This window comes from Paraburkholderia madseniana, assembly GCF_009690905.1.
Taxonomy (GTDB): domain Bacteria; phylum Pseudomonadota; class Gammaproteobacteria; order Burkholderiales; family Burkholderiaceae; genus Paraburkholderia; species Paraburkholderia madseniana.
The window spans coordinates 47,874-63,395 of record NZ_VOSW01000010.1 but is presented as its reverse complement, the minus strand read 5'-3'; the positions used below and the strand labels follow the sequence as shown (position 1 = coordinate 63,395).

The 15,522-nt window shown below is 62.0% G+C and carries 14 protein-coding genes and 1 pseudogene; 4 read left to right on the top strand and 11 right to left on the bottom strand.

Annotation, left to right across the window (positions count from 1 at the left end):
• Positions 1–10 precede the first annotated feature (10 nt).
• Genes FSO04_RS07450 through FSO04_RS07420 form a run of 7 tightly spaced genes read right to left on the bottom strand, consistent with a single transcriptional unit; the run spans position 11 to position 5,669 of the window.
• A complete protein-coding gene (locus FSO04_RS07450) occupies positions 11–295 on the bottom strand; it encodes an MSMEG_0570 family nitrogen starvation response protein (protein ID WP_154559057.1) in 285 nt (94 codons plus the stop codon).
• A 17-nt stretch (positions 296–312) separates the two neighbouring features.
• A complete protein-coding gene (locus FSO04_RS07445) occupies positions 313–1,488 on the bottom strand; it encodes an MSMEG_0565 family glycosyltransferase (RefSeq protein ID WP_154559056.1) in 1,176 nt (391 codons plus the stop codon).
• Positions 1,485–2,471 carry a sll0787 family AIR synthase-like protein gene (locus FSO04_RS07440; RefSeq protein ID WP_154559055.1) on the bottom strand — a complete coding sequence of 329 codons (987 nt, stop codon included), beginning with the start codon at positions 2,469–2,471 and terminating at the stop codon, positions 1,485–1,487. The genes FSO04_RS07445 and FSO04_RS07440 overlap by 4 nt, the downstream gene beginning before the upstream one ends.
• On the bottom strand, positions 2,468–3,067 hold the full coding sequence (locus tag FSO04_RS07435; RefSeq protein ID WP_154559054.1) for an MSMEG_0567/Sll0786 family nitrogen starvation N-acetyltransferase: 600 nt from the start codon (positions 3,065–3,067) through the stop codon (positions 2,468–2,470). The genes FSO04_RS07440 and FSO04_RS07435 overlap by 4 nt, the downstream gene beginning before the upstream one ends.
• Positions 3,068–3,069: 2 nt before the next feature.
• Positions 3,070–4,140 carry an MSMEG_0568 family radical SAM protein gene (locus FSO04_RS07430; protein ID WP_154559110.1) on the bottom strand — a complete coding sequence of 357 codons (1,071 nt, stop codon included), beginning with the start codon at positions 4,138–4,140 and terminating at the stop codon, positions 3,070–3,072.
• Positions 4,133–5,167, bottom strand: a complete 1,035-nt coding sequence (locus tag FSO04_RS07425) for a Nit6803 family nitrilase (RefSeq protein WP_154559111.1) — start codon at positions 5,165–5,167, stop codon at positions 4,133–4,135. The genes FSO04_RS07430 and FSO04_RS07425 overlap by 8 nt, the downstream gene beginning before the upstream one ends.
• A 19-nt stretch (positions 5,168–5,186) precedes the next feature.
• Positions 5,187–5,669 carry an MSMEG_0572/Sll0783 family nitrogen starvation response protein gene (locus tag FSO04_RS07420; RefSeq protein WP_054040483.1) on the bottom strand — a complete coding sequence of 161 codons (483 nt, stop codon included), beginning with the start codon at positions 5,667–5,669 and terminating at the stop codon, positions 5,187–5,189.
• A gap of 347 nt (positions 5,670–6,016) precedes the next feature.
• On the opposite strand from FSO04_RS07420, the gene FSO04_RS07415 reads away from it, so the two are divergent.
• From FSO04_RS07415 to FSO04_RS07405, 3 genes are all read left to right on the top strand, one after another.
• Positions 6,017–7,408: an aminotransferase-like domain-containing protein gene (locus FSO04_RS07415; RefSeq protein WP_154559053.1), complete on the top strand. Its 1,392-nt coding sequence runs from the start codon at positions 6,017–6,019 to the stop codon at positions 7,406–7,408.
• Between the two features lie 296 nt (positions 7,409–7,704).
• Positions 7,705–9,504, top strand: a complete 1,800-nt coding sequence (locus FSO04_RS07410) for a methyl-accepting chemotaxis protein (protein ID WP_154559052.1) — start codon at positions 7,705–7,707, stop codon at positions 9,502–9,504.
• A 21-nt stretch (positions 9,505–9,525) separates the two neighbouring features.
• Positions 9,526–11,106 (top strand): methyl-accepting chemotaxis protein, encoded by a 1,581-nt coding sequence (locus FSO04_RS07405; RefSeq protein WP_168435598.1) that lies wholly within the window; start codon positions 9,526–9,528, stop codon positions 11,104–11,106.
• 20 nt (positions 11,107–11,126) lie between these two features.
• Here the strand turns inward: FSO04_RS07405 and FSO04_RS07400 are convergent, their stop codons facing one another.
• Positions 11,127–11,507: a DUF5594 family protein gene (locus tag FSO04_RS07400; protein ID WP_154559050.1), complete on the bottom strand. Its 381-nt coding sequence runs from the start codon at positions 11,505–11,507 to the stop codon at positions 11,127–11,129.
• 386 nt (positions 11,508–11,893) lie between these two features.
• Between FSO04_RS07400 and FSO04_RS48255 the strand changes: the two are divergent.
• A pseudogene (locus FSO04_RS48255) lies at positions 11,894–11,992 on the top strand (LuxR C-terminal-related transcriptional regulator); the annotation flags it as partial.
• Positions 11,993–12,034: 42 nt separating this feature from the next.
• Here the strand turns inward: FSO04_RS48255 and FSO04_RS07390 are convergent.
• From FSO04_RS07390 to leuC, 3 genes are all read right to left on the bottom strand, one after another.
• A complete protein-coding gene (locus tag FSO04_RS07390) occupies positions 12,035–13,378 on the bottom strand; it encodes a dicarboxylate/amino acid:cation symporter (RefSeq protein WP_154559048.1) in 1,344 nt (447 codons plus the stop codon).
• A 102-nt stretch (positions 13,379–13,480) separates the two neighbouring features.
• Positions 13,481–14,095 (bottom strand): 3-isopropylmalate dehydratase small subunit, encoded by a 615-nt coding sequence (gene leuD, locus FSO04_RS07385; protein WP_154559109.1) that lies wholly within the window; start codon positions 14,093–14,095, stop codon positions 13,481–13,483.
• Positions 14,092–15,510: a 3-isopropylmalate dehydratase large subunit gene (leuC, locus tag FSO04_RS07380; RefSeq protein ID WP_154559047.1), complete on the bottom strand. Its 1,419-nt coding sequence runs from the start codon at positions 15,508–15,510 to the stop codon at positions 14,092–14,094. Before leuC ends, leuD begins: the two co-directional genes overlap by 4 nt.
• Positions 15,511–15,522 lie beyond the last annotated feature (12 nt).

Genomic DNA, 15,522 nt, shown 5'->3' with positions numbered 1-15,522 from the left:
AAATAAACGCCTAGCTGAATTCGATAACCTTGACGATCGCCTCGGGCCGATCGCGAAAGCGCTCCGCATCGCGTTCGATCTGTGCGAGCTGATCCATCGCTGCCGAGCAGGCAAAGCCGTACTTCTCGCGCACGCGCTCCGAAGCGATACCTAACGCCTGCCGCGAACGTTCGACGAAATCGTCCAACGCATAAGCCTCGCCAGGTTTGAAGAAATCACCAATGACGAGCGACGGCGAATAACAGTTCGCTTCATCGCCATCGGGCCACTGAATCCGAAAGTGCATGACAGGCATCGCAAATCCTCAATCGATCAATGAATAGTTAGCGCGCGCTTTGCGAGCAACTGGCGGTACACATCGACGTGACGCCGTGCGCTTGCCGCCCAGCTAAAGCGCGCGAGTAACGCGGGCACGGCCCGGTCGAAATCAATACGACTACCGCTACCGCTGAGAGCACGTAGCAACGCCGCCGCTATCGACTCAACATCGGCCGGATTTGCCCAGTAACAGGTGCTGTCGTCGAGATATTCGGTGAACGGGGCGATTGCAGAGGCAACCACCGGCGTGCCACTAGCAAGCGCCTCCAGCACCACCAGGCCGAAGCCCTCGCGCAATGACACCATCGACAACACGTCCGCGCTGCGAAAGAGCGCGGGCATGGCGGCGTCTTCGAGTGGCCCGGTTACGACCACGCTTTCGTGTGGACCAATCGACAGCCCCAACTCCGCCGCTCGCTTAAGCACGCCGCGGGCGTAGGCGTCGTGGTCGAGCAGGCTCGCACCACCGGCAATCACAAGTTGCGCGCCCGGCAACGTGCGTAGTACCAACGCGAAGGCTTCGAGCAGCGCGAGTGTGTTCTTGCGCGCTTCGATACCGCCCACTGAAAGTACGATCGGGCCGTCATCAATGCCCAAGCGCCGCCTGATCTGCGTATCGTGCGCGTCTTCCTCAGGCGTGAAGCGCGCGATGTCGACACCGTTCGGCACCGTCAGCGCCGCAATACCGAAAGTCGAACGCATCTCGCGCGTCCACGTATCGCTGACACACAACACTTGATCCGCATCCTCGTACGCCCGCCGTTGCCATGCAGCGAGACGTGGATCGTCGAAATGATCCAGGTGATGAACAGTGCGCATGAAACCGCGAATGAGCCCTTGCGCCCTCAGCTCGGCAAGTGCGTTGCCGCTGATACTGTCCTGCGCGTGCAGCACATCGAACGACCACGCGTCGTGCTCCATCAAGGTCTGCTTGAATGCATGAATACGCGCCTCCACCATGGCTACCGTGCCGGCCTGAGATAGCGTGATCGGCGCATAGACCACGCGGCACGGCGGCAGACGGAACAGCGTCTCGCCCGGCGCAGCGGGCGCAAAGACGGTCACGTCATGACCGAGCGCGGTCAACGCGGTCGCCAGTTCAAGCGTGTGCACTACGCCGCCACGCGGATTGACCGAATGCGTCAGCAACGCGATTCGCAACGAATTCATCGCGAACCGTCCTTCGCGATCATGAACGGCTCGCGATTGAAATCCCACAACACCGCTGCCTCATCGTGGTGATGCAAAACCACTTCAGACGACGCATCGACAGTACCAATCACGGCGCAAGCGAGCGAGCGCGAATCGAACTGCGCCTGCACTGCGTCCACCTGCTCCTCCCGAACCGACAGCAAATAGCCGAAGCTCGGAAATGCGGTAACCCAACGCTCCAAGGGGACGTCCGCTGGCTTCGGAATACGCTCAAGATCGATCCGTGCGCCCATCCGCGAGCACTCGAGCAACATCAGCGCAGTGCCGAGTGTGCCGGCCATACTGATGTCCTTCGCCGCATCGCATAAGCCACTTTCCGCTAGCCGCGGAAGCAGTTCGAGATCCGCTCTCAAACGTTCAGGCGGCGCACCCACCGACGCATTCCAGAACGGATACGGTTCCTCGAAGTGCCCGCGCAAATCGACGGCCATCATCAAACGGTCGCCGGGCTTCGCATTGAAACTCGACAGCAGCGCTTTCGCGCGTCCCACGATCGACACCGCCAGTTGCGCAGCATCGCTGCGCGTATTCGTATGACCGCCGACTATCGGCACGCCATAAGCAACGGAGGCCGCGGCCATGCCGGCAAGCACCTCCTCGGCGGCGTCGATGCCTCGACTCCATAGCGCATCGACCACCGCCAGCGGCCGCCCGCCCATCGCGTAGATATCGCTGACGTTGACCATCACGCTGCTGTAGCCGGCAAACCACGGCATTGCGCTCACGAAATCGCTGACCATGCCTTCGATGGCGAACAGCAGGTAACCATCGCCATCGGCAATGGCCGCGCAATCGTCGCCAAGTGCAACAGCCTGCGCGAGATCCTGCGTGCCCCCCGGCAGACGCCGGGCGAGTGTGCTGACCACGTCGACGATATCCGTCTTGTGCCGAAACCCGCGACTTTCGCGCAGGCTGGCGACGAGATCGGCCACGCTCCTCATGCCGCGCTCCGTGCGGAAGCCGCACTGTGTGGTTGCGTATGAGTCACGAAGCCGCTATACGGCGCCACACACGGCGGATACCAGTCCAGTTGCGCCTGCATCAGATGATGCGGCCGGCCCAACAACATTTCCTCTGCAAGCACATCCCAATGCATCGCGCGAAAGAGCGGCACGTTCTGGCTCTGCACGTGGGCGAGAAAAGTCTCGCAGCCGAGCGCATGGGCACTGCTCACCGCGAGACGAATCAACGTCGCGCCAATTTTTCCGTGGCGGCGAAACGCTGCATGCACAGCAAGACGTGAACCGAACCACACGTTGCCTTCATCGCGATGAATGCGCACCGTGCCGACCACCTGCTCCGGCATGCCGGCGACACAGCTCACTGCCACCAGTTGCTGCGCGTGCGTGTCGATATCGTCCCGATCGTCGCCGACAAAAATGCCCTGCTCGATGCAGAACACCGCGCGCCGCAACTTGTACGCTTCATCGGCTTCCCAATCGAGCGTCGTCCACTTGATGCGGAATTCGCTCGGCGCATAGGGCGCGAAACTCATGTCACCTTCCAGCGCCTCGCCTGCAATCGCTTCACCGAACATGATCACTCCTCGTACGACGACAACGACGAACACGCGCCGCATTTTCCGCAGCCGGCCTTGATATCGCTTGAGCGCATCGCAGCAACGTTCAGCATTGCGCCGAGCGGTTGCAGAACCGACTTCATGAATTCAGGCGTGGGTGCAGGATGATCTTCGAGCGGCGTGCCGCTGATCGGCACGAACGGCACCACGAACGGATAGACACCGAGTTCGATCAACTCGCGCGACATGGCCAGAATCGCCTCCGCGCTATCACCAAGACCGGCGAGTATGTACGTACTCACCTGACCGCGTCCGAACACCGCAACTGCCGCCTTGAACGCTTCCATGTAGCGCGCCAGCGGCACGCTCGCCTTGCCCGGCATGATGCGTTCGCGCAAAGCGGGCGTCACCACTTCGAGATGCATGCCGAGCGTATCGATGCCGCTCGCTTTCATGCGTGCGAACCAGCGATCATCGTCGGGGGGCTCGCATTGCGCCTGGATCGGCAGATCGACCGCCGCTTTGATTGCGAACGCGCTTTCGCACAGGATCTGCGCGCCGCGATCGGACGTGGGCGGCGTGCCGGTGGTCAGCACCATATGCTTGACGCCGTCGAGCAATACGGCTGCCCGTGCCACTTCGGCCAATTGCTCCGGCGTCTTGCGCGCAATCGTGCGGCCTGCTGCGAGCGATTGCCCAATCGCGCAGAACTTGCAACTCTTGCGACGGCTCTCGTAGCGGATGCACGTTTGCAGCACCGTCGTGGCCAGCACGTCCGCACTATGCAGCGCGGCAATGTGCGAGTAAGGCACGCCGTCGAGCGTCTGCATGCCGTAAAAGCGTGGTGCTTTGGGAAAGCTGATATTGGCAATCGGGATCGTACCGCGCAGCAAGGCGCTCGAGCCGTTCGCATCCGGCGTCTCTGCGACGAACGGCGAGTGCCAGGCGGTACTCGTATGCACCGGCACCATGATCGTCACGCCGTCCACCGTCACCGCCTTGTGGTCCGAGGGTCCCGCGCCGCCGCGCCGGCTCGCCGCGCCCGCATCCGGAGACACGAGCCGCAAACCGGCCGACTGCAATTCAGTCATCAATTGCCGGCTCGCTGCCGACAGTGTCTCGCTGGAGTTCATCGTGCCATCCCTCGTTTGAATTGAAACCCGTGCTCGAAGCACCGGACCACGCCGGCATCGGCGCGACGGTTTCCGCCGGCCGCCGGTTGATCGCAAGACTCAGCAATTCCGGCCGCGCGTAGTGGCCGACTGAATCCATCATGCGTTTGCGCTTGGTGATCAAGGCCATGTCGAGATCGGCAACCACCATGCCTTCGCCCTCACGCAGCGGCTGCGCCAGATGCTGTCCTTCCGGCGACACGATTGCGGTGTTGCAGCCGCCGCGCAGCGCCTTCTGCAAATTCGTATCGGGTGTGACCGATGCAATCTGCGCTTCGGTCAACCAGCCCGTTGCATTGACTACGAAGCAGCCCGACTCCAATGCGTGATGCCGGATCGTCACCTCGATCTGATCGGCGAAGATCGGTCCCACCAGCGAACCAGGAAACTGGCTGCAATGAATCTCTTCGTGCTGCGTCATCAAGGCATAGCGTGCGAGCGGGTTGTAGTGCTCCCAGCACGCGAGCGCGCCGACGCGCGCCACCGCCGTTTGCGCGACTTTCAGGCCGGCCGCGTCGCCCTGACCCCAGATCATCCGTTCATGAAACGTCGGCGTGATCTTGCGACGCTTGAGCACCAGTTGGCCGTCCACGTCGAAGATCAACTGCGTGTTGTAGAGGCTGCCGTGATCGCGCTCATTGACGCCAAGCACCACCACCATCCGATGCAAACGCGCCCGCTCGGCCACCGCTTGCGTCACCGGGCCCGGCACGATCACGGCTTCCTCGTAGAGCTTCATGTGATCGGCGCCGGAAGCAACCGGCGGACGCACGAAAGAAAAGTACGGGTAGTACGGCACGAAGGTTTCGGGGAACACGATCAGTTGCACGCCTTCGCGTGCCGCTTTCTCGATGGCCTCGCATACCTTCTCGAGGGTGCCGCCGCTGCGTTCGAAGTCCGGTGCGATCTGGACCGCGGCGGCACGCACGATGCGTTTGTCGGACATAGTGGTCACTCGCCTCTCGTCAAACCGTCCAGGTGTGGATGATCAGCGCGTTGTCCTTGCGATGAAGTAACTGGATATCCAGCACGTCGAGCGGACTGATCGGGCGGATGCCTTCAATCAGCGAAGCTTCGCCGTGCCCGTACAAGGCTTGCAGCGCGAAGCGGCAGGCGTACACCTTGCCGCCCTCTTCCATGAACTTCATCAGTTGCTTGTTGAAGTTCAGGTGGCCGGGGAACGCTTCGTCGCCAAGCGTAGGGAAGCCGCGTTGCAGACCAAGCGTGACACCCGGCCCGTAAAGCAGCACCGACGTCTCGAAGCCCTTGCGTTGCAAACGCGTGGCTTGCAACAGATTGACGAAGCCGATCGACCCCTCGAACGCGACCGTATGAAACGTGACGAGTGCCTTCTCGCCTGGTTCGGCCTTCACGTCTTCGAAGACTTTCTCTTCGTAGTCGACAAGGTAATCGCCTTTCTGATGCAGCGGTTTGTTGACGGCTGGCATAACACTCTCCGATCAGGTTTGCTAAGTAAAAGATGGCGCGTTCCATCCGTGCGCGCTTCTCTCAATGCAACGGCCGTGCCATTGATCGCTCACACAAATGCGATCAATCAGCAATCAATTCCGCCTCGATTCGACATGCGACTCGAAAAATTTTTTGGCGTGAAGCTTGCATATAGCCGGGGCGTCGCGGGCAATCACCCCCGACCCCGGGATATCGCACCAGCCAGGTGCGATTTGTCTGCCGGGACGAGTCGGCGTGGTGCACTCATTCACCACGGGCGATCAATCCGATCATTGATCGCATCCGAATGCGATCAATGATCATCACCCCCAGCCGAAGGCTATCGATGAGCAGCCCGACACATCACTGGATCAAACGCCTCGCCGACACTCGCAAGCCGGCCTACCTCGCGATTCCCGATCTGATCGAAGAAGATCTCGCCACCGGCCGCCTGCGTCCACGCGACCGCTTGCCGGGACTGCGCGATCTGGCCGAAGAACTCGCGCTGAACTACACGACGGTGGCGCGCGCGTATGCGGAGGCGCGTAAGCGCGGCCTGCTCGATTCGCGCGCGGGCAGCGGCACCTTCGTGCGTGGCCGCACCGCTACCTTGCCGCTCGCCGGCGGCAGCAGCATCGAGATGTCGATGAATACGCCACCCGAGCCGCCCGATTACGCGGCCCGTTTGCGCGATTCGGCCGCGCGCCTGATGAGCGGCAGCGATCCGTATCAGTTGCTGCGCTATCAGGATTTCGGCGGCTCGGCCGCCGACAAGGACGCGGGCGCCGAATGGCTGAAGCGTCGCGTGCCGCATTGCGACGCGCAGAACGTGCTGGTGTGCCCCGGCATTCATAGCGCGCTGGTGGCGCTCGTTTCGCAGTTAGCACGGCCCGGCGGCACGATCTGTCTCGACACGCTTGCTTACCCCGGCATCAAGGCAATTGCCGCGCAGCTCGGCGTACGTCTGCAAGCCCTGCCGCGTGACGACGAAGGTCCGCTCGCGCACGCCTTCGAAGCGCTCTGTAAAACCGACAAGCCGAGCGCGTTCTATTGCAATCCGACTCTGCAGAATCCGAGCACGCTCACGCTCACGCACAAACGGCGCGAGGCGCTCGCCGATGTCGCCTTGCGCTACAGCGTTCCGATCATCGAAGACGATGCGTATGCGATGCTGCCGCAGAGTGCGCCCGATGCGCTCGCGAGCTTCGCTCCCGAACTGACCTACTACGTGACGGGTTTATCGAAGAGTCTCGGCGCCGGTTTGCGAGTGGCGCATCTGCACGCGCCAACTGCCAGGCAAACGCAGCGCCTCGCCGGCGCGTTGCGCGCGACAACGGTGATGGCGAGTCCGTTCACGGTCACGCTCGCAACGCAATGGATCGTCGACGGCACCGCGCTCGATATGCTCAACGCAATCCGCAACGAATCGCGCGCACGCCAGGCGATTGCATCGCGCATGCTCGATGCGTGGCCTTACGAAGCGCACGCGGATGGCTTTCATTTGTGGTTGCCGGTACCGGCCGAAAGCGGCTGGAGTGCTTCCGAACTCGCATTGCAACTGCGCAACCAGGGCATCGCCGCCGTTGCGGGGGCGGCGTTTTCCACCGATGGCAATCCGCCGAACGCAATGCGTGTGTGCCTCGGCGGTTCAAAGACGCGCGACGAATGCGAAGAGGCACTGCGCATCGTGGGTGAGACACTCGACCATCCGCATCATCTGCATTCTCCGGTGATGTAAGACCATTTGCGCGCATCGGCATATAGCCTCGCATAGCGTCATACCCACCGTTATCGTCATACGAATACAGCGCCCGAAACTCAATGCCAGGGCGCTGTTTCGGCATCCATTGAAAAACCCGCATCGCGCGAAAAAGTGTGTAGCATCGCGGCGCGCCGCCACAAGCGGCGTTGCCGGCCGCCGTCAGAAACTGAAAGCATTACCCGCTCAAGTCCCCACTGCCGGCGCCGTATACCGCGTATGAGGCCCCCGCCTCACCGACTACGGCTCACTGCTTACTCCGAAAGACTCCCAACATGTTCTCCTCCATTCGCGCGCGCATCGTCGCCCTGTGCGTCGCCATCGTTGTGGTTGCGCTCGCTGCTAACGCGGTTCTCAACTATGTCGTCGCCAACTCGTACAACGCCGATGCGATCGAAAGCAGTTTGAACGCTGTCGAAAGCGGTCACGCAGACGGGATCGAAGATTGGATCGCCTCCAATAGTCAGATGATCAACTCGCTGCAGGACGCGGTGCTGCAACCCGATCCGTCCGCCGCGTTGAAGCAGATCGCCGCAGCCGGCAAGTTCACCAACGTGTACGTCGGCTACGCGGACAAGACCGCGAAGTTTTCGGACCCGACCGGCATTCCGCCCGACTACGATCCGACCGGCCGCCCCTGGTACAAGCAGGCCGCGGCAGCGGGCAAGCCGGTGGTGACGCCGCCGTATGTGGATGTGGGCACGGGCAAGCTGGTGGTCGCGTTCGCCGCGCCAGTGGTACGCGATGGCGTGGTGAAAGGCGTGGTGTCCGGCGACGTCGCGATGGACAGCGTGATTGCCAACGTCAAGGCGATTCATCCGACGCCCGCGAGCTTCGGCATGTTGATCGACGCGAGCGGCCATATCGTCGCGCACCCGGATGCCAAGCTGACTTTGAAGCCGGTATCGGACCTCGCACCCGCGCTCACCAGCGACAAGCTGACCGCGCTCTTCGGCGCCGAGCACCCCGTCGAAGTCGACGTGAGCGGCAGCACGAAGCTGCTGCGCGCCGAGGCCATTCCCGGTACCGACTGGTACGCGGTCGTCGCACTCGATAAATCGGAAGCGACGGCGGGTATGCGATCGCTGTTGACGGCTTCGGTGATCGCCTTGATCGTGATCGCCGCCATCGCCGCCGCCATCGTGGCCGCGGTTACCGCCGTGTCGTTCCAGCGCCTCTCGAAAGTACGCGATGCAATGGACGCGATCGGCTCGGGCGAAGGCGATCTGACACAACGTCTGCCAGCCGTCGGCCACGACGAAGTCGCGCAGATCGCGCGCTCGTTCAACACCTTCATCGACAAACTCAGCCACGTGATGCGCCAGATTCGCGATGCCAGCGAATCGGTGCGCGTGGCCGCTAATGAAATCGCCGCGGGCAATGTCGATCTGTCGGGCCGCACCGAATCCGCAGCGGCCAGCCTGCAACAGACAGCGGCGTCGATGGAAGAAATCACCTCGACGGTTACGCAATCGGCGAGCGCCGCGAAGCAGGCCGACGATACGGCCGTGTCCGCATCGCAGGTGGCCTCGCGCGGTGGCGTAGTGATCTCCGAAGTGATTACGACGATGGGCGAGATCGAACATGCCTCGGTGAAGATCTCGGACATCATCGGCGTGATCGACGGCATTGCATTCCAGACCAACATTCTCGCGTTGAACGCAGCGGTGGAAGCCGCGCGCGCCGGCGAACAGGGCCGCGGTTTCGCGGTGGTCGCCGGCGAAGTGCGCAGCCTCGCGCAACGCAGCGCGCAGGCCGCGAAGGAAATCAAGGCGCTGATCGAAGCAACCGTGGCGAGCGTGACCTCGGGGTCGGGCCAGGTTCGCCAGGCCGGCGAGACGATGACGGAAATCGTCAGCAACGTCGCCAACGTGACCACCATCATTTCCGAAATCACCCAGGCGGCCAACGAACAAACGCGCGGGATTCAGGAAGTGAACCGCGCAGTCAGCCAACTCGATGAAATGGTTCAGCAGAACGCCGCGCTGGTGGAGGAATCCACTGCCGCCGCTGCCGCGTTGCAAAGCCAGGCCGTGAGTCTTGCCAGTGCCGTGACGCAATTCAAGCTGGACTAAGGTCTGCCAAAGGAAATCCTCGTGACGCTCTATAGAAATCTGAAGATCGCCGTCAAGTTGGCGCTGCTCGGCGCGGTGCTGCTCGCCGCGACAATGGTAGTGGGTCTGGAAGGGTGGCATGCGTTGTCGAATACGCATGCGCTGCAAATCCAGTCCGCGCAAACGCTCGGCCAATACGCGCAAGCCGCGGACACTGCGCGCGTCGCGCAGATCGAATTCAAGAAGCAGGTGCAGGAATGGAAGGACCTGTTGCTGCGCGGCGCGGACCCGGCTGCGTTCGCCAAGTACCGTGACGCCTTCAGCAAGGAAAGCGGCACGACGCACGCGGCCTTGCTACGACTGAAGGATCAACTGAGTGCATTGGGCGCCAACGTCGACGGGGTCGACAAGGCGCTCGCCACGCACGCCTCGTTGCAGGACCGTTACCTCGACGCGCTCAAGCATTACGACGCGGCCGATCCGAATACGGCGCACGTCGTCGACGGTCTGGTCAAAGGCATCGACCGGGCGCCGACCGCCGCTATCGACGAAATCGTCGCTATGGTGATGCAGCAGGCGCAAGACTCCAACGTGCGCACGGGCGAAGCCGCGGAACACGCATACACGCTCGCCTGCGTGCTGCTGCTGTCGGTCGTGATCGGCTCGCTCGGCGTAGGCGCGTTCGCGGTCTGGTTCCTGAGCCGCAGCATTACGTTGCCGGTCAGGCAGGCAGTGGGTGTCGCGCAAGCGGTTGCGGCAGGCGATCTGCGCGCGGATGTCACCGTCGTGAGCCGCGACGAAACCGGTCAGTTGCTGGTCGCGCTCAACGAAATGAATCAACGCCTGCGGCACATCGTCAGCGAGATTCGTGAAGGCGCGCACACGATTTCCTCAGCGACCCAGGAGATCGCCGCCGGCAACCTCGACCTGTCGGCGCGCACGGAACAACAGGCCGCCTCGCTCGAAGAAACCGCCGCGTCGATGCAGCATTTCACCGACTCGGTTCAGCGCAACGCCAGTAACGCACGCGAGGCCACCACGCTCGCGCGGACCGCGGCGCAAGCGGCGCGCGACGGCGGTGTTGTGATGACCGATGCCGTGCGCACCATGGGCCAGATCGACGCGGCGTCCAAGCGGATCGTCGATATCATCGCGGTGGTTGAAGCGATCGCCGCGCAGACCAATATTCTGGCGCTCAACGCCGCGGTTGAAGCGGCGCGTGCCGGCACGCAGGGGCGCGGCTTCGCCGTCGTCGCGAGCGAAGTGCGCAGCCTCGCGCAACGCTCGGCCGATGCTGCGCGCGAGATCAAGGCGCTGATTCGTGAGTCGGTAGCTACGATCGACGCCGGTACGCAGTTGATCAATCACGCAAGCAATACGATGGACGGCGTGGTGCAAAGCGCGGGCAGCGTGACGCGTATCGTCGAGGCGATCGCGACGGCCAGTGTCGATCAGGCGGCAGGTATTGCGGAAGTAAACGATGCGGTCACGCAGATGGATCAGGCGACGCAGAGCAATGCGGCTTTGGTGGAGCAGGCGGCGGCTGCGGCCGATGCGGTGCAGAGTAAGGCTTCAGGGTTGGTGCAAAGTGTGAGTTTCTTTCGGATCGGTGCGGCGGTTTGATCGGTGCGGCGGCTTCTTAGTTAAGACTCGAAGTCGAGGCCGCCGAGCAATACCGTCGGCTCGGCCTGGGTGTGCGAGACGAAATCCAGTTCGCGGACGTGGCGCCAGGCTTCGAGCTTGCGTGGTAACGCGGCCAGATAGCCGGCGAAGCGCGCTGGCCCTTCCGCACCCATTAGTCGTTCGATCTCGTCGCTGTCCCAGGTTAGAAACAGATTCAACGGATGTGCGTAGTGGCGCAGGTCTTCGATCGGTGTTGCGTGGATTCGCACGCGGGTGGGGTGGCCGTGGCCGCCGTATGGGAGCACTTCAGTATGCACGGTGGTAGCGAAACATGCGGCGATTGCCTCGGCGATGCGAGGCGCGAACTGTTCGTCGAAACGGGCGGCGCTCTCTGGATGCATCTATGTCTCCGATGTTTTGTGCGATGGACGGAGCATCGTAGCATGTGAGGTCGGCCGCGGTTGCGGGTGCTGTGGTGTAGGTCTTTTCTTCTTCTGTTTGCCTGCGCGGCGCTTTTTGTCTGTGTTCTTGGGGCGTTGGCCTTTCCTTGTTTTGTTAGTGGTCTATTAGCGTTGCCCCTGTGCGGGGCGGCACTTACTTCTCTTTGCCGCCGCAAAGAGAAGTAAGCAAGAGAAAGCGGCTCAAACCGCTAATGCTAAGCGGGTCCCGTGGTCTGCTACGGGTAGTGGTGCATCTGGAATCCGTGCTCTCGCACATTCAGCGTTAGTGACAAAGGACTCATCAGCTCCCACTCCGCACTACGTGTGGCTCGGCCTTCGTCAAGGGGATGACGACGCTGTCGATCGCAGAGGCGATGGGTGTCAAGGAATCGACGGTTGAAACTTACGCCAAGCGCGCATTCGCGAAGCTTGGCCTGAGTTCACGCCGCGGGTTGTTGCATGGACATGAGGCGATCACGGCGGCGCAGTCACATCGAGCGTTGCGTTTCACGTTCGGGCAGGCGACCCACGACGGCCTCGCCCTCCTCTGCCGCAACCGTGCCGGACGTGACAACAGGTCTCGCCAACGCCACCTTCAGCTTGTCGCGATCTAGCTCCTTCTCCCACGCCGCAATCACGATCGATGCCACACCGTTGCCCATCGTATTGGTCAGCGCGCGGCACTCGGACATGAAACGGTCGATGCCGAGAATCAGCACCATCGCCGTCACCGGCACGGTCGGCACGACCGAAAGACTCGCGGCCAGCGTGATAAAGCCGGCCCCTGTAACGCCGGTCGAACCTTTCGACGTCAGCATCGTCACCGCCAGCAACGTGATCTCCTGAGCAATCGTCAAATGGGTATTCGTGGCCTGGGCGAGAAATAGCACCGCGAGCGTCATGTAGATATTGGTGCCGTCGAGGTTGAACGAGTAGCCCGTCGGCACGACCAGCCCGACGATCCCGCGTGAGCACCCGAGCCGTTCGAGCTTCTCCATCAACTGCGGCAACGCTGCTTCGGATGTCGACGTGCCGAGCACGATCAGCAGCTCGTCCTTGATGTACACGACGAAGCGCCACAAGCTGAAACCGCATGCCCGTGCAATCAGGCCGAGTCCGCACGAGACGAACAGGAATGCGTTCAGATAGAACGTACCGATCAGTTTCATCATCGGCAGCAAGGAGACGATGCCATATTTGCCGATCGTGAACGCGATGGCGCCGAACGCGCCGATTGGCGCGAGGCTCGTAATCATGCGCACGATACGGAAGAAAGTTTTCGACAGCAGTTCGATCAAACCGATGACGGGTTTCGCTGGTTCGCCCATCACCGCGAGCGCCGTGCCGAACAACATGGCAATCAGGAGCACCGGCAGAATATCGCCCTGCGTGAACGCGCCGACGAACGTCTCCGGGATGATGTGCATGAAGAAACCCGCCAGCCCCCCACCGTGCGCGGCTTGTGCGGCGTAACTGGATATTGCGCCTGCGTCGAGTGTAGTGGGATCGACGTTAAAGCCCACCCCGGGTTTCAGCACGTGCGCGGCCAGCAAACCGATGGCGAGCGCGAGCGTCGACACCACTTCGAAATACAGCAGTGCTTTGCCACCCACGCGGCCGACCTTGCGCATGTCGTGCATGCTGGCGATGCCGGTCACGACGGTGCAGAAGATCACGGGGCTGATGATCATGCGAACGAGTTTGATGAAAGCGTCGCCGAGCGGCTTCATCGCCACCGCGTCCGCCGGCAGGAAATGGCCCACGATCACACCGACAACGATCGCCACGATCACCTGCACGTACAGCACCTTATAAAGCGGTTTGCGCTTCATGTCTCCTCCGTTTTTAAAAGGCAAAGCGCGTCCCTTCCCTTCTGCCGGGGAATCGGTCACACGCGTTTCGGTTGAAAGGCGGCGCAAGTGCCGCCAGGGGATTTACAGCACGGCGGCCCAGGGATGCCGTTCGAAATGGGTACTCTCGAACGCGTCAATCGCGGGGAGTGAAGCGAGCGTGAGATCGATGGTGTCCATGCCCTCGATCACCATCTGTTTGTGACGCGCGCCGAGCGGGAACGTAAACGTGCGGCCGGTGACCGTCGTCACCGTCTGCTGCTCGATGTCGATATGCAATCGTGCAGCCGGATGTGTCGCCGCGTCTTGCATTAGAACGTCGACTGCTTCGCGATCCAGCTGCACCAGCAGCAAGCGGTTATTCATCGCGTTCGAATAGAAAATCTCTGCGAAACTCGGCGCGATCACGGCTTCGAAACCGAATTGCTGCAGCCCCCACACAGCATGTTCACGACTCGAGCCGCAGCCGAAATTCGATCCCCCAATCAGGATGCGTGCGCCGCGATACGCCGTCTGATTCAACACGCAATCCGGGCGCGGCTCGCCTTCTGCATCGAAACGCAAGTCATACAGCAAGCCCTCGCTCAGTCCGGTCTTGTCGATGATGCGAAGAAACTGCTTCGGCATGATCTGATCGGTGTCGAGGTTTTCGATCGGCAATGGCGCGGCATTTCCGTCGATTTCGGTGAGTCTCGTCAGCATGATTGCGTCTCCAGCGTGCGGACGTCGGTGATGCGCCCGGTGAGTGCAGCGGCAGCGGCCATCGCCGGGCTCATCAGATGGGTGCGGCTGCCGCGCCCCTGACGTCCTTCGAAGTTGCGGTTGGTCGTGGATGCGCAGCGCTCGCCTACCGCGAGAAAGTCGTCGTTCATCGCGAGACACATCGAACAGCCCGGCTCACGCCATTCGAAACCGGCATCGCGCAGCAGCGCCGCAATGCCCTCGGCCTCGGCCTGGCGGCGCACACTGCCCGAGCCCGGCACGACCATCGCGCGCACCCCTTGCGCGACGTGGCGCCCTCGCACAATCGCAGCGACCACGCGCAGATCTTCGATACGTCCATTGGTGCACGAGCCGATGAACACGCGATCGATCGGCGTGCCCGCAATCGGCTGGTCCGCATCGAGCCCGATATAGTCGAGCGCGCGACGCAGTGCGGCGGCAGCCTCCGGTGTTTTTTGCGCAGCCGCACTGGGAATGCGCTGATCGACTGCGATCGCCTGATCGGGGCTCGTGCCCCATGTGACGAACGGCGCGATATCGTGTGCCTCGAAATGATGTTCGGCATCGAAACTCGCACCGGCGTCCGATTTCAGTTCGCGCCAGTCGTTCATGGCAGCAGCCCATGCGGCATCGTCCAGTGATGTTGCATGCGCGCGGACATAGTCGAACGTGGTCGCGTCGGGTGCGATCAATGCCGCTCGCGCGCCGGCTTCCACGGTCATGTTGCATAAGGTCATGCGCGCTTCCGCGGACAGCGACGCGATCGTCGATCCTGCGAACTCCACCGCATAACCACGCGCGCCCTGTGCGCCGATGCGGCTGATGATCCACAGAATCACATCCTTCGACGATGTGCCGTAGGGCAACGTCCCGTCGATCGTGATACGCATGGTTTGCGCGACGCGATAGACCAGTGTTTGCGTGGCAAGCACGTGCTCGACCTCCGAGGTGCCGATGCCGAAGCCCAATGCACCGAGCGCACCGTACGTAGTCGTGTGACTATCGCCGCATAGCACGACCATGCCTGGGCGAATCAAACCGCGTTCTGGCGCGACGATATGTTCGATGCCTTGCAGGGGATCATTCGCCGCATGCAGTTCGATACCGGCCTGCTCGCAGTTGCGTGCGAGATTATTCGCCTGCAACAGGGAAGCGGCATCGCGAATCACGCGCGGCGACTCCGCATGCGTTGGAATGATGTGGCTGACCACCGCCAACTGCTGCCGCGGACGACGCACGGGCCGCGCTTTCGCCGCGAGCACGCTGAACGCCTGTGGACTGGTGTATTCGTTCATCAGATGCAGATCGACATACAGCAGCACGTTTTGTTCGTCGATACGCGTGACGACGTGCGAATCGACGAGCTTCTGGTAAAGGGTTCGTTTTGACATGATGGGCCGACC